General features: G+C 72.6%; 17 protein-coding genes and 3 pseudogenes. 8 read left to right on the top strand and 12 right to left on the bottom strand.

Annotated features, from left to right (window positions below; all coding sequences use genetic code 11):
* Nucleotides 1-119: 119 nt before the first annotated feature.
* Nucleotides 120-1,538: a flotillin family protein gene (locus tag O3Q52_RS23930; RefSeq protein ID WP_269650815.1), complete on the bottom strand. Its 1,419-nt coding sequence runs from the start codon at nt 1,536-1,538 to the stop codon at nt 120-122.
* A gap of 91 nt (nt 1,539-1,629) precedes the next feature.
* Entirely contained in the window at nt 1,630-2,145 is a 516-nt protein-coding gene (locus O3Q52_RS23925; RefSeq protein WP_269650814.1) for a hypothetical protein, read from the bottom strand.
* 516 nt (nt 2,146-2,661) lie between these two features.
* Between O3Q52_RS23925 and O3Q52_RS23920 the strand changes: the two genes are divergently transcribed.
* Nucleotides 2,662-3,717: a CdaR family transcriptional regulator gene (locus O3Q52_RS23920; RefSeq protein WP_269650817.1), complete on the top strand. Its 1,056-nt coding sequence runs from the start codon at nt 2,662-2,664 to the stop codon at nt 3,715-3,717.
* 14 nt (nt 3,718-3,731) lie between these two features.
* Here O3Q52_RS23920 and O3Q52_RS23915 read toward each other — a convergent pair whose 3' ends face one another.
* The 3 genes from O3Q52_RS23915 to O3Q52_RS23905 form a co-directional block, all read right to left on the bottom strand.
* The gene (locus O3Q52_RS23915; RefSeq protein WP_269650813.1) at nt 3,732-5,234 is read right to left on the bottom strand and encodes a serine/threonine-protein kinase; all 1,503 of its coding nucleotides are present in this window, start codon (nt 5,232-5,234) and stop codon (nt 3,732-3,734) included.
* A gap of 265 nt (nt 5,235-5,499) precedes the next feature.
* Entirely contained in the window at nt 5,500-6,495 is a 996-nt protein-coding gene (locus O3Q52_RS23910; protein ID WP_269650812.1) for an FkbM family methyltransferase, read from the bottom strand.
* A gap of 41 nt (nt 6,496-6,536) precedes the next feature.
* Nucleotides 6,537-8,372 carry a glycoside hydrolase family 15 protein gene (locus O3Q52_RS23905; RefSeq protein WP_269650811.1) on the bottom strand — a complete coding sequence of 612 codons (1,836 nt, stop codon included), beginning with the start codon at nt 8,370-8,372 and terminating at the stop codon, nt 6,537-6,539.
* 179 nt (nt 8,373-8,551) lie between these two features.
* Here O3Q52_RS23905 and O3Q52_RS23900 point away from each other — a divergent pair, with 179 nt between their 5' ends.
* Nucleotides 8,552-9,427: a hypothetical protein gene (locus tag O3Q52_RS23900; protein WP_269650810.1), complete on the top strand. Its 876-nt coding sequence runs from the start codon at nt 8,552-8,554 to the stop codon at nt 9,425-9,427.
* A 30-nt stretch (nt 9,428-9,457) separates the two neighbouring features.
* Here the strand turns inward: O3Q52_RS23900 and O3Q52_RS23895 are convergent.
* Nucleotides 9,458-10,069, bottom strand: a pseudogene (locus O3Q52_RS23895) (SARP family transcriptional regulator); the annotation flags it as partial.
* Here O3Q52_RS23895 and O3Q52_RS23890 point away from each other — a divergent pair.
* Nucleotides 10,040-10,186, top strand: a complete 147-nt coding sequence (locus tag O3Q52_RS23890; RefSeq protein WP_269650818.1) for a hypothetical protein — start codon at nt 10,040-10,042, stop codon at nt 10,184-10,186. The pseudogene O3Q52_RS23895 and the gene O3Q52_RS23890 sit on opposite strands and share 30 nt — an antisense overlap.
* 85 nt (nt 10,187-10,271) lie before the next feature.
* Nucleotides 10,272-10,637: pseudogene (locus tag O3Q52_RS23885) on the top strand (alpha/beta fold hydrolase); the annotation flags it as partial.
* Nucleotides 10,638-10,748: 111 nt separating this feature from the next.
* On the opposite strand, the gene O3Q52_RS23880 reads toward O3Q52_RS23885, so the two are convergent.
* On the bottom strand, nt 10,749-11,936 hold the full coding sequence (locus O3Q52_RS23880; RefSeq protein ID WP_332112935.1) for a GAF domain-containing SpoIIE family protein phosphatase: 1,188 nt from the start codon (nt 11,934-11,936) through the stop codon (nt 10,749-10,751).
* Between the two features lie 166 nt (nt 11,937-12,102).
* Nucleotides 12,103-12,507: a nuclear transport factor 2 family protein gene (locus tag O3Q52_RS23875; RefSeq protein WP_269650809.1), complete on the bottom strand. Its 405-nt coding sequence runs from the start codon at nt 12,505-12,507 to the stop codon at nt 12,103-12,105.
* 253 nt (nt 12,508-12,760) lie between these two features.
* On the opposite strand from O3Q52_RS23875, the gene O3Q52_RS23870 reads away from it, so the two are divergent.
* Nucleotides 12,761-13,186, top strand: a complete 426-nt coding sequence (locus O3Q52_RS23870) for a luciferase family protein (protein WP_269650808.1) — start codon at nt 12,761-12,763, stop codon at nt 13,184-13,186.
* A gap of 17 nt (nt 13,187-13,203) precedes the next feature.
* Here O3Q52_RS23870 and O3Q52_RS23865 read toward each other — a convergent pair whose 3' ends face one another.
* The 3 genes from O3Q52_RS23865 to O3Q52_RS23855 all read right to left on the bottom strand — a co-directional run bounded on the left by O3Q52_RS23865 (nt 13,204) and on the right by O3Q52_RS23855 (nt 15,818).
* On the bottom strand, nt 13,204-14,310 hold the full coding sequence (locus O3Q52_RS23865) for a HoxN/HupN/NixA family nickel/cobalt transporter (protein WP_269650807.1): 1,107 nt from the start codon (nt 14,308-14,310) through the stop codon (nt 13,204-13,206).
* A gap of 139 nt (nt 14,311-14,449) precedes the next feature.
* Complete coding sequence (locus O3Q52_RS23860) at nt 14,450-15,319, bottom strand: L,D-transpeptidase (RefSeq protein ID WP_269650806.1); 870 nt, start codon at nt 15,317-15,319, stop codon at nt 14,450-14,452.
* Nucleotides 15,309-15,818, bottom strand: coding sequence for a SigE family RNA polymerase sigma factor (locus O3Q52_RS23855; protein ID WP_269650805.1), 510 nt, complete (start codon nt 15,816-15,818; stop codon nt 15,309-15,311). The genes O3Q52_RS23860 and O3Q52_RS23855 overlap by 11 nt, the downstream gene beginning before the upstream one ends.
* A 230-nt stretch (nt 15,819-16,048) precedes the next feature.
* Between O3Q52_RS23855 and O3Q52_RS23850 the strand changes: the two genes are divergently transcribed.
* The 3 genes from O3Q52_RS23850 to O3Q52_RS23840 all read left to right on the top strand — a co-directional run bounded on the left by O3Q52_RS23850 (nt 16,049) and on the right by O3Q52_RS23840 (nt 21,147).
* A complete protein-coding gene (locus tag O3Q52_RS23850; RefSeq protein ID WP_269650804.1) occupies nt 16,049-17,140 on the top strand; it encodes a sigma factor-like helix-turn-helix DNA-binding protein in 1,092 nt (363 codons plus the stop codon).
* Entirely contained in the window at nt 17,140-18,915 is a 1,776-nt protein-coding gene (locus O3Q52_RS23845) for a transglycosylase domain-containing protein (protein ID WP_269650803.1), read from the top strand. Before O3Q52_RS23850 ends, O3Q52_RS23845 begins: the two co-directional genes overlap by 1 nt.
* Nucleotides 18,916-19,299: 384 nt before the next feature.
* The gene (locus O3Q52_RS23840; protein ID WP_269650802.1) at nt 19,300-21,147 is read left to right on the top strand and encodes a SpoIIE family protein phosphatase; all 1,848 of its coding nucleotides are present in this window, start codon (nt 19,300-19,302) and stop codon (nt 21,145-21,147) included.
* 56 nt (nt 21,148-21,203) lie between these two features.
* Here O3Q52_RS23840 and O3Q52_RS23835 read toward each other — a convergent pair.
* Nucleotides 21,204-21,480: pseudogene (locus O3Q52_RS23835) on the bottom strand (TIGR03943 family protein); the annotation flags it as partial.

Here is a 21,480-nt window from a genome sequence, read left to right as displayed (position 1 = left end):
GTGCGTTGTCGGGTGCGGGCCCGGTGGGGGTTGACCGCGCAGTTCCCCGCGCCCCTCAAAGGCGCGGGGAACTGCGCGGTCAGCCCCCACTCACCCGCAGCCGAACTCAACCCGTACCGTCACTCACCAACTTCGATCTTCCCGTTGGCCTCCACCGCGACAGCGCCCTGCTTCGGCGCAGTGATGCTCTTGAGCAGCTCCGCAAGGTCAACCCCCGTCGTGGAGCTGAGGAGTTCGACCCCCTGGGCCACGTTGTCCGCGACAGTGCGGGACAACTGGCTTGCCCCGTCCGTCGAGATGACCGTCATCTTGTCGATGGCGCTGAGCGGCTCGGACGCCTTGGCGACAACCTGCGGCAGCACCTCGACAAGCATCTGCAGTACGGCAGCGTCGCCGTACTGGGCGAACGCGTCGGCCTTCTTGCGCATGGCCTCGGCCTCGGCCGCCCCCTTCGCACCGATGGCCGCGGCCTCCGCCTCACCCTCGATGCGTACGGCGTCGGCGAGCGCCGCGCGGTGTGCCTTCTCGCCCTCACCGGTCAGCCGGGAGCGCTGGGCGTCCGCCTCGGCCTCCTTGACCTGGGCGATACGCCGGGCCTCGGCCTCCTGCTCGGCCTGGTAGCGGGCGGCGTCGGCGGGCTTGCGGACCTTGGTGTCCAGCTCGCGGTCGGTCAGCGCGGCCTGCCGCTGGGCGACCTTCTCCTGCTCGGCGAGGACCTCCTGCGAGCGGGCGGCCTCGGCCAGCGGGCCGGCCGCCGCGGCACGGGCCGCCGCCTCGTCCGTCTCGGCCTTGATCTCCGCGGTCTTGAGGGCGAACGTCCGCTGGGCGATCGCGATCTCCTCCTCGGCCTTCAGCCGGGCCTGCTCGGCGGCGCGCCGGGCCACCGCCTCGGCGATGTCGGCCTCCTGCTTGGCGCGGGCGGCCTCGGGCCGGCCGAGGTCCTCCAGGTAGGAGCCCTCGGTGGTGATGTCCTGGATCTGGAAGGCGTCGAGCACCAGGCCCTGCCCGGACAGGCTCGCCTCCGCCTCCTCCGCGACCTGCCCGGCGAACGCGGCACGGTCCCGGATGATGTCCTCCACCGACATCCGGCCCACGATGGAACGCAGCGCGCCGGACAGCACCTCCTGGGTGAAGCCGACGATGCCGTCCTGCTGCATCAGGAACCGCTGGGCCGCGGCGCGGATGGAGTCCTCGGTGCCGCCGACCTTGACGATGGCGACGCCTTCGAGGTTCGCCTTGACGCCGCGCAGTGTGACCGCGCCGCGCACCGAGATCGGGATGTGCCGCGAGGACAGGTCCAGGGTGAACTTCTGCTGTACGAACGGCACGACGAAGACACCGCCGCCGACCACGACCTTCTGGCCGCTGTTGTCGGTGAACACCCGGCCGGTGTCCGGGTCGGTGGACTTCTTGCCGCGCCGGCCGGTGACGATGAACGCCTGGCTGGGCCCGGCCACCTTGTAACGGGTGACGACGACGAGCGCGAGCAGCACAAGGAGTACGACGACTCCCACGACCGCGACGAGAACTGGACTCATGGTGGATTCCCCCCTGCCACCCCCCGGGCGGCAGATCAGTACGAGTGGTACGAGTGGTACGGGCGGTACGGGTGACGGGACGGACAGGGCCTCAGCGCTGGACCGGCCTGACCGCCACCGATGTCGGTGACAGCGACTCCTCGACCCAGATCTCGGCGCCCCGGGCCACCGGCTCGGGGCTCTTGGCCGCCAGCTTCACCGGCTGGCCCGCGAGATACACGAGCACCTCGCCGTAGCCCTCGGCCGGGATCGGTGTGACGACCGAGCCCGAACTGCCCACGAGGTCGGTGCCGCGCGGGGTCGCGGACGGCTCGTCCCTCATCAGGGACCGGCTGAACCGCCAGGTCAGCCAGCCCGCCCCGGCCCCGGCGCCGATGCCCACCGCGGTGGCGGGTCCGGCGCCGAGCCCGGTCGTGCCGAGCACGAGCGCCCCGCCGAAGCCGAGCATCGAGACGAACCCGGCGATGACCGGCAGCGAGAGCAGGCCGTCGAAGAGCCCGTCCAGGAAACTCGTCCCGCCGAAGAGCCCCTCGAGTACGCCGTCGAAGACCAGCGTCAGGACCAGCAGGACGATCCCCGCGATGCCGAGACCGAGAAACAGAGTCACCGGTCCACCTCCCCCCACCTGCGCCGGTCACCTCGATCAACGGGCATTGTGCCAGCTTCGTACACGTGTGCACATTGCCGTGACCCGGCAGTCTTTACGCGTTCCTGACGCCGTGCCGACACCGTACGTGGCACTCGTGTTCGAGCGCTTCGCCGCCCTCCGGCATCAAGAACGCGTAAAGATTGCCGGAATCCGGCAATGCGCCGGGCTCCGGTCCCGGGTCACGATGGTCCGGCAGAAACGGGGAGCACGGGGGACGGATAAGGGCCCCGGTGCCGGACACATCGTCGTGAGACGACCGGCGCCGGGGCCCCATCTCTTGCCTCGCCCCGAAACTCCCGCCGAACTTCCCCCGAACTCCTCCGAGCATCCTCCGAACGTCCTCCGTGGTGAGAGGAACCGAGATCACGCATGGACCTGCCGTCTTCCGGCAGTGAGCCCTTCCCCCACGGGACCGCGCTCCGCCCGTATGCGCTAGAAATGCGTCAACGGCTCATCAGGAAAACGGGGGTGCGGATGGCGGCGGGGCGGGACATACCCGAGGAGTATCTGGAGGGGTATGGGCGCATCCTCGCGGACGCCTCCGCGACCGGCCGTCGGCTGACCCGCGACGAACTCGACTCCCGCCGGGCCCTGGGCGAGCGGGCCGCCGAGGCGGGCTACGGACTGCGCGCCCTCGTCGGCGCACACCTGGCAGCCGCCCGCGTCCACTGGCCCACCACGGCCGGCGAGAGCACTCTCGCCGCCGTCGAGCAGGCCGTCGACGCCTTCGCCGAGGGCTACGAGCGGGCCCAACTCCTCGCCGTACGCCAGGAGGAGGCCGCACGCCGGGAGTTCATCGACGACCTCCTGCACGGCCGCAGCGACCTCGGTCTGCTGGCCGAACGCGCCGAACGCTTCGGGCTGCGCCTCTCGCACGCGCACGCCGTCGCCGTGGCCCAGGGCCGGGCCTCGTACGACGAGGGGGACGCCGTGCCCCGCGATGTGGAGCGCTCCCTGATCAGCCGGTTCGGCGACCGCAGCATCCTCGTGACCACCAAGGACGGACGCCTGGTGTGCATCGCGCCCGGCGACCAGGACGACGTGCTCGACTTCTTCGCCAAGCAGGCGTACGCGGCCACCGACGGCGGGCGCGTCGCCATCGGCCGCTCCCAGCCGGGGCCCGGCGGGGTCGTCCACTCGTACGAGGAGGCGCTGAACGCCCTCGACCTGGCCGACCGCCTGGAGTTCGACACCCCCGTGCTGCGCGCCGCCGACCTGCTCGTGTACCCCGTGCTCACCCGGGACCGGCAGGCCATGGCCGACCTCGTCCTGAGTGCGCTCGGACCGTTGCGCCAGGCCCGCGGCGGGGCGGAGCCGCTTCTCGACACCCTCACCGCGTACTTCGACTCCGGCTGCGTCGCCGCGGAGGCGGCCCGGCGGCTGTCGCTCAGCGTCCGCGCGCTCACCTACCGGCTGGACCGCATCCACACGCTCACCGGCGCGAATCCGGCCGATCCGGTGCACCGGTACACGCTGCAGACGGCGGTCATCGGGGCGCGGCTGCTCGACTGGCCGGAGAAGGACTTCTAGCCGGAGCAGGACTTCTAGTCGTCGCCGTATCCGGCGTCGTCATCGTCGTCCCCGTCGCCGTACTGCGGCGGCGGCTGCTCCTGTTCCTGCTGCTTCGGCGGGGCCTGCTCCTGCTGTTCCTTCGGCTTCTCCTCCTCGGTCTCGGCCGGGGTCGGTGTGACGGCCGGGGTTTCCGTGAAGGAGGGGGACGCGGGAGGCTCCGCGTTGACACCGGGCTCGGGTGTGGAGTCGGGCGCCCCGGTCCGGGCCACGGGTCCGGCGGCCGGCACCCCGGTCCTCTCGGGGCCGGTGGACGACGGACCGTCCTTCAGCCCGTTCCCGGTCTCCGTCGAGGTGGTGTCCGGCGAGAACATCTTCATGCCGGCGAGCACGGCCAGCACGAACAGCACCGCACCGGCGAGGATGCCGAACACCCGGGGCCGACGACGGGCCATCGCACCGACCCCGCCACCCGATCTCGCCCCGCCCGACCGCGCGCGGCGCGACGGTGTGGAGGGCGCGGAGTTGGCCGCGTGGGCGTGGGTGGCACGAGCGGCGTGGGTCTGGTGAGCGGCGCGGGCGGGCTGCGCGGACTGAGCGGCGGTCGGCGGCAGCCGGTACATCGTCGAAGGCCCGGTCTCGGCGGAACCCGACTGCGGCGGCCGGGAGGCGTACGACGACGAAGCGTACGACGGTGAGCCGGAGCGCGAAGCCGGCTTCGTGTCCGACGCCACGGGCAGCGGCTCGGCCAGCCCCCGCCAGGCCCCCGTGCCGAACCAGTCCGCGACCTCCTGGGCCGTGGGCCGGTCCTCGGGCTGCTTGGCGAGGAGGCCGAGGAGGTAGTTCTCGAAGGCGGGCGGCAGCTGGACACCGTGCTCGCGGGGCGGCACCGGGGCCATGTCGATGTGCTGGTGCAGGGTGACCGTCGCACTCTCGGCGTGGAACGGCGGTCGCCCGGTGAGGAGTTGGTACAGCACGCAGCCCAGAGAGTAGACGTCCGAGGCGGCCGACGCCGGTCTGCCCAGGGCGCGTTCGGGGGCGAGATAGAGGCTGGTGCCGACGATCTGGCCTGCAGTGGTGAGCGCGGAGGCCGGGTCGTCGACGAAGCGGGCGATGCCGAAGTCACCGATCTTCACGGTTCCTTGGGCGTCCGAGAGGAGGTTGCCGGGCTTGATGTCCCGGTGCACGATCCCTTCCCGGTGCGCGGCGGCGAGACCGGCCGCGGCCTGGGCGGCGACCGTGGCGACCCGCTCGCTCCCGAGGCTGCCCGCCGCGGTCAGCTCCTGCGCGAGGCTCTGGCCCTCGACGAGTTCCATGACCAGGTAGAAGCGGTCGTCCCAAGCGCCGAAGTCGAACACGGCGACGACGTAGGGATGGCTCAGCCGGGCCGCCGTCTGCGCCTCCAGCCGGAACCGGGCGGCCGCCGCGCTGTCGGCCTCGTCCCCGAGCAGCAGCTTGACCGCCACCTCCCGCCCGAGCACCTCGTCGGTGGCCTGCCACACCTCCCCCATACCGCCGCGGCCAATGGATCCGTGCAACCGATACCGCTCCGCGACGAGCACCAGCGAATCATCCTCAACAACGCAGAAGGCCAACACGACGACCGCGAACGGCACTTCATGCGATGCAGAAGCGCGCAGGTGGGGGGATTTCGCAGCAGGGGCCAGCCTACCGACTCGCGACCACCCCCAACGCCCCGTCAGGGGCGGGGGGAACGGCGCTCAGCCCAAAACAACCCGCAGACCACATCCCACCCCAGCCCCATGCTCTTGGGGGCGCGGGGAACTGCGCGCTCAGCCCAACTCAACCCGCAGCAGACCCACTTGCCTCAGGCCGAACCATGACGCAGTCGAACTCCACAACCCGCCCGGTGGCAGGCTCCCGAGTGACGGGGTACATCCCGGTGACACCGAACCCCGCGGCCTCGTACGCGGCGATCGCCTCCCCCATCAAGGGACTCCCCTCGTACAACCGCAACGCCGCAACCTCGGACTGCATCCCCACGAACTCGGAGATCCGGTCCCCCGCCCCGGCGAACACCTCCATGTCGAAGCCCTGCGTGTCCATCTTCAAGTACGGCCGGGGATCCTCGATCCCCTCCAGCGCCTTCTGCATCACGTCGTCGAGCCGCCGGATCTCGATCTCCTCGGTACGCCCCTTGGCGAACCGCTTGTACCGCTCCTTGCCGTACTCGCTCGGCGGCAGCAGGGAGTTCATGGACTTCCAGTCGATATGGATGGACTGCACGGCCTCCTCACGCCCGAGCGCGAAGTTGTAGACCTGCCAGTCGGGATCGTTCTCGGCGGACTGCCGCAGCTTCTCGAAGGTGACGGACACCGGCTCGAAGGAGACGATGCGCCCCTTGTAGCCGAACCGCCGGAGCCCCTTCCCGTACTGCCCGATATTGGCCCCCACGTCGAACACGCAGTTCACGCGGTTCAGCTCAAGGAGCGCGGCCACATGCTGGGCACCGAGATAGTGGGCGGCCCCGAGCTGGAACTCCCGCTCCGCTTCGGCCGACACGGCTTCGTCGAGGAGGAGCCGCGCTCCGGTGGCACCGAAGGGGACGCTCGTCGCCTTCCGCCCCTTGGCCCCGCGCCCCACCAGCCACGTATCGGAACCCACCGAGGTGACGGCGTAGCGCCCCTTCCCCTCGGCCACCAGATGGGCGCCCTGTCCCACAGGGACGCCGGTCCGGTCACCCCGCCGGAACACGACGGCGGCGCCAGGGCCGAGATCGAGCACCTTCACACCTATACGGGGAAGGAACGTGAGCAGTCTTCTGTAAAGGGTCTGCATCCCGCCAGCCTCGCAGAAGACGCCTTGGATTCACCGGTACTTTACGGAACAAGTTTTCGTGCGTGACGGGTCGCGTGCCCGTCCAGTTCGTACGCCACGCGGATCAGCGGAACGTGCGTGAACGCCTGGGGGAAATTGCCCAGCTGGCGGCGGGCGAGGGGGTCGTACTCCTCGGCCAGGAGACCGACGTCGTTGCGCAGGAGCAGAAGGCGTTCGAAGAGGCGGCGGGCGTCGCCCTCGCGGCCGGTCAGGAGCAGGGCGTCCGCGAGCCAGAAGGAGCAGGCGAGGAAGGCACCTTCGCCGCCGGTGAGGCCGTCGGGGGCCGCGGCCCCGCCCGTGCCCGTGGCTCCCGCGGCGCCCGTCGAGTAGCGGCTGACCAGGCCGTCGTCGGTCGTGAGTTCGCGTTCGACGGCGGCGACCGTGCCGATCACGCGCGGGTCGTCCGGCGGCAGGAAGCCGGTCCCCGGGATGAGCAGCAGCGCGGCGTCGAGCGCGCGGGAGCCGTAGGACTGGGTGAAGGTGGCGCGGGCCTGGTCGAAGCCCCGCTCGCAGACCTCCCGGTGGATACGGTCCCGGACCTCGCGCCAGTGGGCGACGGGCCCCGGGCGCCCATGCTCCTCGGCCAGGCGGACGGCCCGGTCGAATGCCACCCAGCACATGACCTTGGAGTGGACGTGGTGGCGGGGTTCGCCGCGCGTCTCCCACAGGCCCTGGTCGGGGCGGGTCCACACCTCTTCCAGATGGTCGAGCAGGGCCTGCTGGAGCGAGAGGAGATGCCGTTCGGGACGCAGTCCGGAACGCAGGGTGAGCGAGAGGGTATCCATCAACTCGCCCGGTACGTCGAGCTGTTGCTGGGCGGCGGCGCCGTTGCCGATCCGTACCGGGCGGGAGTTCTCGTACCCGGCGAGCCAGTCGGCCGTCCACTCCGTCAGCCGGCGTTCGCCGCCGATGCCGTACATGATCTGGATGTCCTTGGGCCGGCCCGCCACCGCCCGTTCCAGCCAGCCGCGCCAGGCCTGTGCCTCGGCGGTGAAGCCGCTGCGGAGCAGGGCCTCCAGGGTCATTCCGGCGTCGCGCAGCCAGCAGTAGCGGTAGTCCCAGTTGCGGACGCCGCCGGGCTGTTCGGGAAGGGAGCTGGTGGGGGCGGCGACGATGCCGCCGGTCGGCTCGTAGGTGAGGGCCTTGAGGGTGATGAGGGAACGGACGACCGCGTCACGGTAGACGCCGTCGTACGAGAAGGGGCGCAGCCACTCCTTCCAGTACTCCTCGGTGCGGCCCAGCGCGTCGAAGGGGTCCACCGGGTCGGGGGCGGGCAGGTGGGACGGCTGCCAGGTCAGGACGGAGGGGATCCGTTCGCCCGCGGTTACCGTGAAGTCGGCGATGTGGGCCTCGCCCTGTCCGGTCAGCGCGACGGGCGTGGTCAGCCAGACCGACTCCGGGCCCGCGATGCCCGTCAGCCGTCCGTCCTCGCGGTGCATCCAGGGCACGACGCTGCCGTACTCGAAGCGCAGCCGCAGATCCATGTGCAGGTCGACCGTGCCGGAGTGGCCCTCGACGATGCGTACGACGCTGGGGGCGCCGTCGCGGCGCGGCATGAAGTCGACGACAGTGGCCCGGCCGGTGGCGGTCTCCCACTCGGTCTCCAGGACGAGGGAGTCGCCGCGGTAGCGACGGCGGACCGTCACCCCTTCGTCGGTGTCCGCGCCTACCGGGGCGATCAGCCATCGGCCGTTGTTCTCGTCGCCCAGCAGCGCCGCGAAACAGGCGGGCGAGTCGAAGCGCGGCAGGCACAGCCAGTCGAGGCTGCCGTCGCACCCGACGAGGGCGGCGGTGAGCAGGTCTCCGACGAGGGCGTAGTCCTCGATCCTTCCCGGCATGGTGCAAGTGTCCGCGCGGCGGAGGGCGGGGGCATCTCGAACCGGGCATCTCGAACCGGGCATCTCGAACGGGCGGAATGCCTCACCCGGTCGGACCGGTGCGCTGGTGGGCGGTACCGACCGGTGATGCGGTGGGGTGGAGATCCCGCGCCCGCCGGAGCCGTAGGAGGCATTCCGCGATGACCCGTCCGCCCGGCCCGTCCGCCCCACCGAGCCCGCTCCGCCCCTCCCGTCGTCGTACGGTCCTCGCTGTCGTCCCGGCCCTGGCGGCGGCCGCGCTGCTGACGACGGCCGGGTGCTCGGCCGGTGACGGCGCCGGTTCCGGGGCGGCGCCGAAGGGCGACACGGCGGCATCCGCCTCGCCCGTGGCCGGGCAGCTCCCGTCGCCGTCCCCCTCGGTCACGGTCGCCCCCACGCTCACCGAGGCGCAGGTGAAGTCGGCGCTGATCTCCAACAAGGACCTGGGCAAGGGATGGAAGCCGACCCAGGGCGGGGCGACCTGGCGGGACGCGCTGCTCAAGGGCAGGACGGACATCGCCGACTGCCAGCGGCTGCTCGACGGCCTGTACGCGGAGGACCTGCTGGGCGAACCGGCCGGGGCCCGCGCGGTCAGGGGCCTGGACGACAAGGACGACGGGGCGCAGGTGCGCTACCAGGTCGGGGCGTACGACCGGGCGGCACTGGACGCGTCGCTGGCCTGGCTGAAGGAGGTGCCGGGCAAGTGCGGCCAGTTCACGGCCGCGGACGTCAAGGGCGGGGAGCTGACTGTCCTGGTCACCGCCACGCCCCTGCCCGGCGTGGGCGAGGCCCGCGAGAGTCTGCGCATGAAGGTGTACGGCGAGTCGGGCGGCTCGTCCGCCGTACTCACCCTGGACTTCGCCGCCGTGCGGGTCGGTGACAGTGCGCTCTCCCTCACCAACGGAGGCCTCGACGGCGTCTCCGCCAACTCCACCCGGCAGGCCGCCCAGCTCGGCACACAGCGCCTCCAGGACGTACTCGCCGGAAAGAAGCCGGCGGCTCGGCCGGCGAACGAGGAGGCTGACGCGGAGGGCTGAGCCTTCGGGCCCGCTCGGCGACCGTCGTCCCTAGTCGGCGAGGTATCGCTCGACCGGTCCCAGGGTGAGCAGTCCGCTGCCCGCGCCCGCGAGTTCGGCGGCGGCCGGGCGCAGGCGGGAGCGGGCGCGCTCCAGTACGGGCCGGTCGTCGAGGCGGAGTGCGGCTTCGGCCTCCAGGGCGCAGTAGGCCTCGTACAGGAGGTCGTGCGGAGGTTCCGGGAGGGCTTGCAGTGCGGTACGGGCCTCGGTGTGACGGCCCTCGGCGATCAGGGTGAACGGCTCGGCCCAGGGGCGGTGCGGGCCCCAGTCCGCCCGGGGGTCCGGGTCCGGCGGGAGCCCGTGGGTCAGGCGCAGGCAGAGGAGCGCGAGCGGGAGGAGGCCGCGTTCCAGGCCGGGCATGCCGGCGCCGTCGAGGCGGGCCGCGGCGGCACGGCAGGCGGTCTCGGCCCGGGCCGGCTCTCCGGTCGCGCTGAGCCGCAGGGCTCCGTACCAGTCGGTGAAGACGCCCACCAGCGGCAGTTCGTGGCGTTCGGCGAGGCGGTCCGCGGCGGCCGCGTGGGTGTCCGCGGCGGCGAAGTCGGCGAGGGCCGCGCGGGCCTGGAGGCGGATGAGGTGGCCGAGGACCTCGTAGGTCACCAGGCCAACGAGAGCGGGTCCCCGCTGTCCACGGCGGCGACCGTAGGACCCAGCACCCCGAACACGACCCGCACCATCCCGACCGCCGACCTCTCCGCCACCGCACTGCTGACCACGCACTGATTCACCCCCACCAGACTCAAGAGTCCAACGCCCACCTACCTGGGGGCGCGGGGAACTGCGCAACCAGCCCCCACGCACCCGCAGAGACGCCTTCTTCGGCCACTTCCTCGACCTCTGGACGCGCGACCCGGAGGCCGTGCCGCCGGAGATCCGCGCCGCCTACCTGGCGGCGTCCCGCGCGGCCGTCCCCTCGATCGTCGCCGACTACCGCGCCTCCGCCGGGATCGACGTCACGCACGACCGGGCCGACCGCGACGCCGACCGCCGGCTGCGGATGCCGGTGACGGTCCTCCAGCAGGACTGGGGCAGCGCCCTCGGTTTCGACGCCGCCGCGCTGTGGTCCGCGTGGGCGCCCGACCTGCGTCATACGACCGTCTCCTGCGGCCACTTCATGGCGGAGGAGGCTCCCGACGAGGTGGTCGAAGCCGTACGGGACCTGCTGACCCGGTGAGATCGGGCGCGCCCCGCGAGGGCCGCCGCCGCGGTGGGCTCAGGAGCTGTCGGGGTGGGAGAGTTCGCGTACGCCGCTCGGCGGTCCGGCTCAGCGTTCCGGCTCGGGGCGCTACCGCGCTCTCCGGGGGCGGGTCCGCGCGGCCAGAACAGCGACGTCGTCCTGGGCGCGGTGGGCGTCGAGGCGGTCGAGGACCTGGTCCAGGAAGGATTCGGTGTCGGCCTCCGGGCGCAGCCGCAGGGCGGCCAGCCGGGACAGGGAGGCGTCGATGTCCTCCTCGCGCCGCTCGACCAGACCGTCGGTGAACATCAACAGGGTCTCGTCGGGGGCGAGTTCGTGGGTGCCGAGCTCGTAGCCGCCGACGCCGGTGCCGAGCGGGGGCCCCACGGGCACGTCGATCAGGGTTCCGGTGCCGTCGCCCGCGAACACGGCCGGAGGCAGATGGCCCGCGCTGGCGAGCGCGGCCGTCCCGCGGGCCGGGTCGACACGGGCGAGCAGACAGGTTGCCGGCCGGCGCGTGCCGTCCTCGGAGACGGCGGCGTCGAGCCGGCGCAGCACGCGGTGCGGGGGCAGATCGGCGGAGGCGACGTACCGGAGCATCGAGCGGTACGCGTTCATGTCGACCGCGGCGTCCAGGCCGTGCCCCATGACGTCGCCCATGACCAGCAGGGTGCGGCCGTAGTGCAGCCGTACGGTCTCGAACCAGTCGCCGCCGACGAGGGTGCCGCCGCCGACGGGCAGGTAGCGGGTGGCGAGGTCGAGGTTCGGATGCGGGCGGCCGGGCTCGGCGAGGAGGGCGCGCTGGAGCTTCATCGCGGTGCTGTGGACGGCGCTGTGGCGGCGGGCGTGTCCGATGTGGACGGCGGCGAGGCGGGCCGCGTAGTGCATGGCGGCGGTCTCGTGGTCGGCGAAGGGGCGGCCGGTGCGGACCCCCAGCAGCACCCCGTACAGGCGGCCGTGCGCGAGCATCGGCACCGAGATCGAGCGGCGGGGCACACCGCCCGACACGTCGTCCGTCGTGGTGATCGGATGCCCCTCGTCCAGGGCCCGTACGGTCAGGGACGGCTCCCCGTCGTGGGCCTCAAGCAGTTCCCTGGGCCCCACCGTCGCGGCCCGGGTCAGCGCCTGATCGCTCGCGGGCCGCGTCGCGGGCACGTCCTCGCCCAGCAGGTCCACGGCGACGGCCTCGCAGCCGTGCCGCCCCAGGAATCCGACCAGTTCGGCGCAGGTGGTCCGCTCGTCGAGGGTGGTCCCGATCGACTCGACGGCCTCCTCGACCATCCCGACCGGTGCCGGCACCCCCTCACCAGGCCGCTCCACCAACCCACCTCCGCCGCGCTGTACCCGTACGCCGGTACGCCCGTCGACGCACCCGGACAGCCATACCACCAGCTTTCGGGACGTGTCGGCCGCTGGCGCGCGGCGGCGGGGCACACCGGGACGGTGTGCCGGTGTCCGCCCGGCGCTACTGCTCGTCTCCCAGCGGGAACGAGTGGTGCTCGTGCGCCACGGTCCAGCGGCCGTTCTCCTTGCGCAGGCCGAGGGCCAGGCGGAGGCGGGTGCCGGGCGCGGCGGCCAGTTCCTCCGGGGTGCCGCAGCGCAGCAGGGCGTGGGCGAAGGCGACGTCCGCGCCCGCGGTGACGTCCAGGGAGACGATGTCGAAGGAGGCTCCCTTGGCCTGCCACTCGAAGAACGGCGGCCAGGTCGCGCGGTACGTGTCCAGGCCACGCACGCCGTCCTGCGGAGGCGGTACGTCGAACATCACGATGTCCTCGGCATGGTCGGCCAGGACCGTGTCCAGGTCACCGGCGTGCACCGCGGCGGCCCACCGCTCGATCAGCTCCCGGATCAGCTCTTGGTCGTCCTTCATGACGGCCTCCTTCTCTGCGGAGTGTTTCTCTGCGGACTGTTTCTCTGCGGACTGTTTCTCTGCGGACTGTTTCTGTGCAGCCCGCTGCTCTGCAGGCGCCTTCTCCGGTGAGGACTGCCCCGTGCCCGGAAACTCATCGCACCCGGCCCGTTCGGCCCCAGGCCCGGATCATCGGGTGACCGGGTATGCGAGGGGAGTAGTCGCAAGTGGATGGGGGTGGTCCTTCAGGTGAAGCGTGCGCGAGTATGGGGTTATGACCGCGGCCCATCGCGCCATGGCTCTCCTGGAGACCTGGCCGAACCTGGTAAGTGGCCCGCCCCGGTGCACCGTTGGGCAAGCCTTCGCTACGGCGGGACACGAGATCGTCCACTTCCACTCCGACGACTCCGCCGACCTCTACCTCACCCGCACGGCCGTCGAACGCCTGCTTCCCCAGCTCGCGCACGCCAGCGCGATCAGGGTCCGCCCCGGCGCCTCCTGGATCACCGTGCTCCTCGACTGCGACGCCGACGTCCAGCTCCTGCTGGGCCTCGTGAGCGTCGCGCTGAAGGAGCACGGCGCGGTCACGCCCCGCCGTCCGTCACCACCGTGCGACTGGGAGCGCCCACCGGTGGTCCCCGGACCACGCCCGGGAGCGGCCCGCCGCATGGTGGACCGCCTCATGCCGCACGCCCACTGACCGGTCGCCAAGGCCCCTTACTCGGCCGGCTGTTCCGTCGGTGCGCGCAGACCCGCCGTCCACTTCTCCTCGATACGGCCGACCCGCCACACCACCAGCGCGAGCGCCCAGGTGGCGACGAAGAGCCCCACGATCACGAACCCGACGACGTTCAGGTCGATTCCGGCCACCCGGTCCCAGAACACGCCGTGCAGGGAGAACCGTTCGGCGAGCAGCCCGAGGAGTTCCACGGTCCCGACGAGGAGCGCGACCGCGACCGACAGACCCGTGACGGTGAGGTTGTAGTAGACCTTCCGTACGGGCTTGGAGAACGCCCAGCCGTACGCGAAGTTCATGAACGACCCGTCGATCGTGTCGAGCAGCGACATGCCGGCCGCGAACAGCACGGGCAGGCACAGGATCGCGTACCACGGCAGTCCGGAGGCGGCCCCGGATCCGGCGAGCACCAGCAGCGCGACCTCCGTCGCGGTGTCGAAGCCGAGCCCGAAGAGCAGCCCCAGCGGGTACATCTGCCACGGCTTGGTGATCGACTTCATGACGCGGCCCAGCAGCCGGTTCAGGAAACCGCGGTTGTTCAGCCGGTCCTCCAGCGCCGCCTCGTCGAAGTGCCCGTGCCGCATCTGCCGGAAGACCTTCCAGATCCCGGCGAGGACGACGAGGTTGACCGCGGCGATGACGTACAGGAAGACCCCGGAGACCGTCGTGCCGATGAGCCCCGTGACGCTGTGGAGGGCGGAGCCGTCGTCCCGTACCGGCCCGGCGACCGCCTTCACCCCCAGCGACAGCAGGAACGCGAGCGCGAACACGACGCTGGAGTGCCCCAGCGAGAACCAGAACCCGACCGACAGCGGCCGCTGCCCCTCGGCCATCAGCTTGCGGGTGGTGTTGTCGATCGCGGCGATGTGGTCCGCGTCGAAGGCGTGCCGCATGCCGAGCGTGTACGCGGTGACGCCGATGCCGATCCCGAAGGATTTGGTGCCGATGCTGTAGTGCTCGGGCCCCACGATCGCGACGAGCGTGAACCAGCCGATGACGTGCAGCGCCACGATGAACGCGGCCATCCCGCCGACCCGGACCCACTCCTCCCGGTTCAGGGAGGCACGCCAGGAGGAGAGGGTGGTCATGGGTCCGCCTTGCCTTACGTCCGGTGGAGCCGCCTCCCCACCCTCACCGCGGGGCCACCGCACCTGCAACTAATGCGCAGTAAAGGGAGGGCCAGGTCTTGCCCCGGATACGACCGTCAACAGGGAAAGACCGCAGGCTTCAGGGTGTCGCGAGACCACGCTCGGCCGGGGTCGCCTCCAAGGCGCCCGGCTCCGGCTCCGTCGGCGTCGTCGCCATGGCCCCCGAATCCGAATCCGTACTCGCCCCCGCGCCCGCGCCCATACCCGTGCCTCCGGACGTCTCCTGCGGGGCCGACCCCACCACCTCCACCACCGATCCCGGCTTCAGCGCCTCGTACAGCCACATCGCGTCGTCGCGCCGCAGGCCGATCACACCGCCGGTGCGGTCGTAGTTGCCGGGTGCCTTCTCGTCCCAGGTGAGGGCGAGGAGGTAGTTCGTACGGTCGTCGGGGGTGCGCAGCCTCATCACCCAGGTCCCCTTGACGTCGTACCCGTTCCAGCCCGCCGAGTCGCCGGGCACCGTCGCCGCCCGGTACTTGGCGGTGACCGTCATCAGGCCGGTCGGCGTCGGTGTCTTGAGCGACCCGGAGGAGATCGGCAGGGTCCGCCCCTCGACGGACATCTCACGCCGGCCGAGATCGACGGTGGCGGCGACTGCCACCGGACTGGGCTCGGCGGTGGCCGGCGGTGTGGGCGGCGTGGGCGCGGTGTAACTCGCGGCGGGCGTGGTCGATCCGGCGTCCCGCCCGCCGGTGAGGACCACGGTCAGGACCAGCGCGAGAGCCCCGGCGGCCGTGGCACCGGCCGCGGCGAACGAGACCTGCCGCCGGCGCCGTCGACGCCCCGCGCGACGACGGATCTCCGTGCCCGGAACCGGTACGGGCGTCTCGTGGTCGTGGGCCAACTCGCGCAGCGCGGTGGCCAGTTCGGTACCACCGGAAGCGGAGTCGGGACCGGCGTCGAGGCCCTCGAATCCGCGCGTGGTGCCGGGCGTGAGCTCATCGGACACGGTCGTCCTCCCTCTCACCCAGTTCGTCGGCCTCGCCGAGCCGCCGCGCCAGCGCCGCCCGGCCGCGGGACAGCCGGGCCTTGACCGTCCCCACGGGCGCACCGGTCTCGGAGGCTACCTGCTCGACACTCAAGTCGCACAGATGGTGCAGAACGACGGCCATGCGCTGCGCTTCGGGCAGTTCGCGCAACGCGCCCACGAGCGCGGTCCGTTCGGGCCCGGGACCGGGAGTGTGCTCGGGCGGCGGATTGCGGCGCACCAGTTCCAGCCAGCGCCGCGCCCGCCGCCACCGGCTCACCGCGAGCCGCATCGCGACCGTACGGACCCACGCCTCGGGCGCACCGTCGGCGAGGAACTCCCGCCGCCGGTCCCAGGCGCGCACGAACGCCTCCTGGACGACGTCCTGCGCCTCGCCGTGGTCGCCGGTGAAGGCGTAGAGCTGCCCGGTCAGCCGGGGGAACGCCGCGGCGTAGAACCCGTCGAACTCCTCCTCGGTCATACCCCCCGCCCCGCCCCCTGCCGCTGTCGTCACAGTTGTCGTCGCCGCTGCCCTCGCCGTTCTCTTCGGATGCCCGTGCAACCCGGCTGCCTCCGCCGTGCGTACAGGTCCCATACGTCACAGACGTCTCAGACGGCACGGAGGTTACGGGCGCCGCGTACATCGAAGCACAAGCACCACGCAGGGCTGAGCCGGAGGGAGTGGCGCGCGGACAGCGCGCTCGACTGACCATGGACGACGAATTCACCGCCCGTGCCGGGGAGTACTGGCCCCGGCTGACGCGTACGGCCCGACTGCTCACGGGGCACTCCGCCGACGCGGAGAGACTCGCGAGAGCGGCGCTGGCGGAGGTGTACGCGCGGCGCAGAACTCCGCGCGACGACGCGGAGTTCTACGTCCGGCGGGCTCTGGTACGGGGCTTTCTGCGGAGCCGGACACGGCCGTTCATCGGCTCCCGGCGTGCCCCGGAGCCGTACGCGGCCGGTCGACTCGACCCGCTCACCGAGGTGTTGGCGGCTCTCCCGCCCCGCCGCCGGGCCGTCGCCGTCCTGCACCACTGGGACGGCCTGTCCCATCGCGAGATCGCCGCGCTGCTCAACTCCTCGCCCGGCGCGGTCAAGGCGCACGGCCGCCGAGCGCTGAAGGACCTGCGCGCCCATCCGGCGTACGGCGAATCGACTCGCCGCGGGGGCCGGTCCGTGCCCGGCCCCGTTCAGCCCCCCGGCATCCCGGCCGCCGTTCTCCCGGCCGTGGAGGAGGCGGGCCGCACCCGTCGGCGGAGCCGCCGCCGCACGACGGCCGTGCTGACCACCGTCTGCGCCCTGCTGCTCGTGCCGCTGGCACTGGGGGCCGTGCGCGGCACCGGCTCCGACGGCGGTGGCGGCGGCACAACTCCCGTCGCCAGGGCGTCGGTTCGGGTCGTGACCGCCGGTGAGCGGGTAGCCGCCGCGCCCGGTGTCGAGCTCTGGCTCACCAAGGACGGCAAGCACTGGTCGACGCCGAAGGCGCCGAACCAGTTCCGTCCGGCCGACAAGGGATCGAAGGGATCGAGCGCCGCCATCACCCTGGAGTCGGACCCCGCCTCGGGGACACGCCTCTTCCACTCCGGCGTACTCCAGAGCGTCCGCGAACCGTCCCGCGTCCAACTCACCACCCCCGACGGCACGTTCACCGCCCGGATCCTCACCCTGGCAGGCAGCCCGGGCTGGTCCGTCTGGTACGCGGACACCCAACTCCCCGACGGCAAGGGCTGGTTGAGCGAGACCACCGTGAAGGCGTACGACTCCGCCGGCAAGCTCCTCACACAGACGGGCACCTCCTGATGACCACTCGCCCGCGCGCCCTGCCCCCGCGGACCCTGCGGAGCCGCCTCCGCACCCTGCGGACCTACCTCCGCCGCACCCGCACCCGCCGTCTGCGCCGCGTCCTGGCCGCCCTCCTCGTCCTGTTCCTCACGGCCTGCGCCGGGCTCGTCGTCGCGTACCGCATGACCGGGATCCCCGACCCGCATCCGGAGACGGTCAGCCAGAGCACGGTCTTCGTGGACGCCGAGGGCGAGTACCTGGGCCGGCGCGGGCCGGTCGACCGCCAGGACATCTCCCTCAAGCAGGTCCCCCGGCACGTCCAGGACGCCGTGATCGCCGCGGAGAACCGCTCCTTCCGTACGGATTCGGGGGTCGCCCCGACCGCGATCCTGCGGGCGGCGATAGCGGCCGTGACGGGCGGCGAGCGGCAGGGCGGCTCCACGATCACGCAGCAGTACGTGAAGAACGCCCTGCTGACCCCGGAGCAGTCGCTGGGCCGCAAGGCGCGCGAGGCGCTGATCGCCGTGAAGCTCGACCGTACGCGGTCCAAGGACGACATCCTGGAGGGCTACCTCAACACGGTGTACTTCGGCCGTGGCGCGGCCGGTGTCGAATCGGCGGCCCGGAACTACTTCGGCGTGGGCGCGAAGGACCTGACGGTCTCCCAGGGCGCCGCCCTCGCCGGGATCGTCAACCTCCCCTCGTACTACGAGCGGGCCGGCGCCGACGCGAAGGTGACCGGGACGCTGGAGCGCCGCTGGGCCTGGGTGCTCGACGCCATGGCGGACTCGGGCGCGATCAGCGACCGCGAGCGGACGGCCGCCCGCTTCCCGGCGTTCCGCTTCTATCCGCCGGGCGACACGGACGGCGGGCGCCAGTACCTGATCGACGCGGCGTCCGCCGAGGCCGCCGACCGGCTCGGCATCACCGAGGACCAGTTGGCGCGCGGGGGCTACAAGGTGCACACCACCTTCGACCTCGGCCTCCAGGACGAGACGGCGGAGCTGGTCCGCGACCGTACGCCCAAGGACGCGAAGGGGGCGCGGCTGCACACCGCGGTCGTCGCGACCGTGCCCGGCGACGGCGCGGTCCGCGTGCTGTACGGCGGCGCGGACTACGCGCACCAGCCGTTCAACGACGCCGTCGACGGGGCGGTCGAGGCGGGCACGGCCACCGAACCGTTCACGTACGCGGGCATACGGCTGGGCGAGCCGCTGACCGGGCTCCCGAAGGAGGCGGCTCCGACGCCGATGCGCCTGAACTCCGCGTACGCGACCGTGGCCGCCGGGGGTGAGTACGCGACCCCGTACACGGTCACGAAGATCACCCGCGGGGGCCGTACGGTGCACACCGCGCGCCCGAAGACGCGTACCGCGATGGGTGAGAAGGAAGCCGCGGTGGTCACCAGGCTGATGCACGGTTCGCTCGGTCCGGACGCTCCGGGCACCGCGGTCAAGCCGGTCGCGACGGGGGTCGGGGCCGCGTTCCTGCCGGTGACCAGCCATGCGGCGGGCGCGGGCAGCGGGCCGGGGGCGCGGACGGTGTGGCAGAGCGTGTACTCGCCGCGGCTCGCCCTCACCATCGCCCTGTTCGCCGAGCGCGGGGGCAAGCCGGTCCGGGTCGCGGGGCTGACCGGCGAGTATCCGCCCGCCGAGCACGCGGCCCTGGAGGCGGGGGAGGTGTGGCGGCTGGCGGGTTCCCCCGGGACGGAGGGTCCCGCGGCAGAGGCCTTGCCGCGGGACGGGGCCAAGGGCAGAACCGGGCCGGGGCTGGAGCCGACGAAGGGGCCGTAGCCGGGGCGGGGCGGGGTTCAGGCGGGGCGGGGCCGGGACCGAGGCCGCGGCCGCGGCCGGGACCAAGTCCAGGGTCGACGCCGGGACCGCAGCCAGGAACGGGGAGGGGCCAGGGCCAACGCCGGGACCGTAGCCGGGGCCGGGCGGGGCCGTAGCCGGGGCTGGAGCCGGAGCCAGGACCGGGGCGGGGCCAGGACCGTAGCTGGGGCTGGAGCCAGGACCGGGGCCGGGCCGGGACCGAGGCCAGGGCCAACGCCCGGGCCGGAGGCGAGGCCAGGGCCGAAGCCGTGTCCGTTTCCGTGGCCGTGTCCGTTTCCGTGGTCGGCGTCACCCGGACGGGCCCGCCCGTTGGTGGGCAGGGCGGCGGCGTGGTGCCGTGGGAGGGTGCCCGGTGACCAGGTCCAGCCCACCCCGCGCATCCTGCTCACCCAGGAGGAACTGGCGGCGATCGCGAACGCGGTGGACCGCGCCGAGGGGGTGGGGGAGCACGCGGAGCGGCTGCTGGCGGAACTGACCCTGGCCCGGCGGATCCTCGACGGCTGCCCGGCCGGTATCGCCGTGCTGGACCGGAGCCTGCGCTACCTCTACATCAACGACGCGCTGGCCCTCCTCAACGGCGTCCCGGCCGCCGACCACATCGGCCGCCGGCTGCCGGACGTCCTGCCGGACCTGGAGTCGTCGGAGCAGCTCCTCGAACAGGTGCTGCGCACGGGGGTGCCACAGATCGTCACGGTGGGCGGGCAGACCCCGGCCGACGGGGCGGGGGACAACCGGTGGTGGCTGGGGGCCTACCACCGGCTGTCGACGTCGTCCGGCGAGGTCCTCGGGGTGGCGGCCGTCGTCCTGGAGGTCACCGACGCGCTGCGCGGCCGCGAGCACCTCGTACAGGCCGGCAACCGGATGGCCCTCCTCGACGAGGCGAACCGCACCACCGGCGCGACACTCGACCTCCGCCAGGCCTGCCAGGCGCTCGCCGACCTGCTGGTCCCGCGCTTCGCGGACTACGCGGCGGTGGACGTGGTCGACCCGGAGGGCACGCCCCGGGTGCCGTCGGAGAACTACCCGCTGCGCCTGCGCCGCATCGCGCTGGCCACCACCCCGGACCTGGCGGAGGTGTCCTCCCCGCTCGGCCGTCTCGACGAGTTCGTGGTCTACCGGGCGGGCTCCCCGATGGCCCATGTCCTGGCCGACCGGCGCCCGCTGGTCCTCAGCCACCCCGACGACGAGGCCATGCGCCAGTTCTCGCCGTCGCCCGAACGCAAGGAGCACCTCCTGCGGATGGGCGCGCACTCGGGGATCTACCTCCCGCTCGCGGTCCACGAGGAGCTGGTGGGCGCGGTGATGGTGTTCCGCGCCGGCGACTCCCCCCGACTGACGGACACGGACACCGAGTTGCTGGGAGACCTCACCGACCGGGCCGCCACCGGCATCGCCCACGCGGTCCGCTACACGCGGGAACACGAGACGGCCCTGGAGATGCAGCGCGCCTTCCTCAACGCGCCCACGGTCACGGGCCCCGGCGTCGAAACCCTGGGCCGCTACCTCCCGGCGGGCTCAGGAGCGGAAGTGGGCGGCGACTGGTTCGACACACTGGCGCTCCCCCACGACCGCACGCTGCTGGTGGTGGGCGACGTCATGGGCCACGGAGTCCGCGCGGCAGCGGCGATGAGCGAGTACCGCTCCGTACTCCGCACCCTGGCGATCCAGGGCAGCAGCCCCGACTTCATCCTCCTCCAGGCCGAACGCACCGCGCTGACCCTGGAGTTGGACCGGGTCGCGACCTGCCTCATCGCCCTCCTGGACCCCCGCCGGGAACGCGCCACCTTCTCCAACGCGGGCCACATCCCCCCGCCCCTCGTCACCCCCGACGGCACCCGCACGCTCCTCAGCCTCCCCGTCGCCCCACCCCTGGGCGTGGGCCTCGGCTCCTTCGCGGCCACCACGGTCCCGCTCCCCCCGGGCTCCGTCCTCCTCCTGTGCACCGACGGCCTGGTCGAACGCCGCGACCGCGACATCGAAACAGGCCTTCACACCCTCGCCACCCTCCCCATCACCCCGACCGACCCCCTCCCCACCCTCCTCGACACCGTCATCACCCACCTCGACCCCACCGCCTCGGAGGACGACGTGGCCATCCTCCTGGCCCGCACCAAACCCACCCCGCCCGAGCCGGACCAACTGGGCTGGTTACCACCGGGGTGGACGAAGCCCCCGCGGCCCCAGCCCCTTTAGGGGCGCGGGGAACTGCGCGCCAAGCCCCCGCCGACCGGCACCCGGCACACAACCGGTCAACGCTTCTCGTACGGATCCGAAGGTGCCGGGACCCGTTTCACGGACGTGGCGTCCAGGGCCGGGCGAGCCGCGTCGGAGCCGGGCCTGCCGGTCGGGTGCCACGTCCCCGTGACCGTCGGCCGCCGGGGCGTGCGCGCCGCGGATCCGGACCTTCAGTGCCTGCGCGTCGGCGGCGCAGCAGGTGACGAGGAGGCGGGCGATGGACCAGGTGCCGTAGTCGTCGCGGGTCACGAAGCCGGTGAGGCGGACCGTGCGGCCCTTCATGGACGCCCC

This window comes from Streptomyces sp. ActVer (assembly GCF_027270795.1).
In the GTDB taxonomy this organism is placed as follows: domain Bacteria; phylum Actinomycetota; class Actinomycetes; order Streptomycetales; family Streptomycetaceae; genus Streptomyces; species Streptomyces umbrinus_A.
The sequence above is the reverse complement of the archived record's forward strand: the minus strand, read 5'-3'. Positions and strand labels throughout refer to the sequence as shown.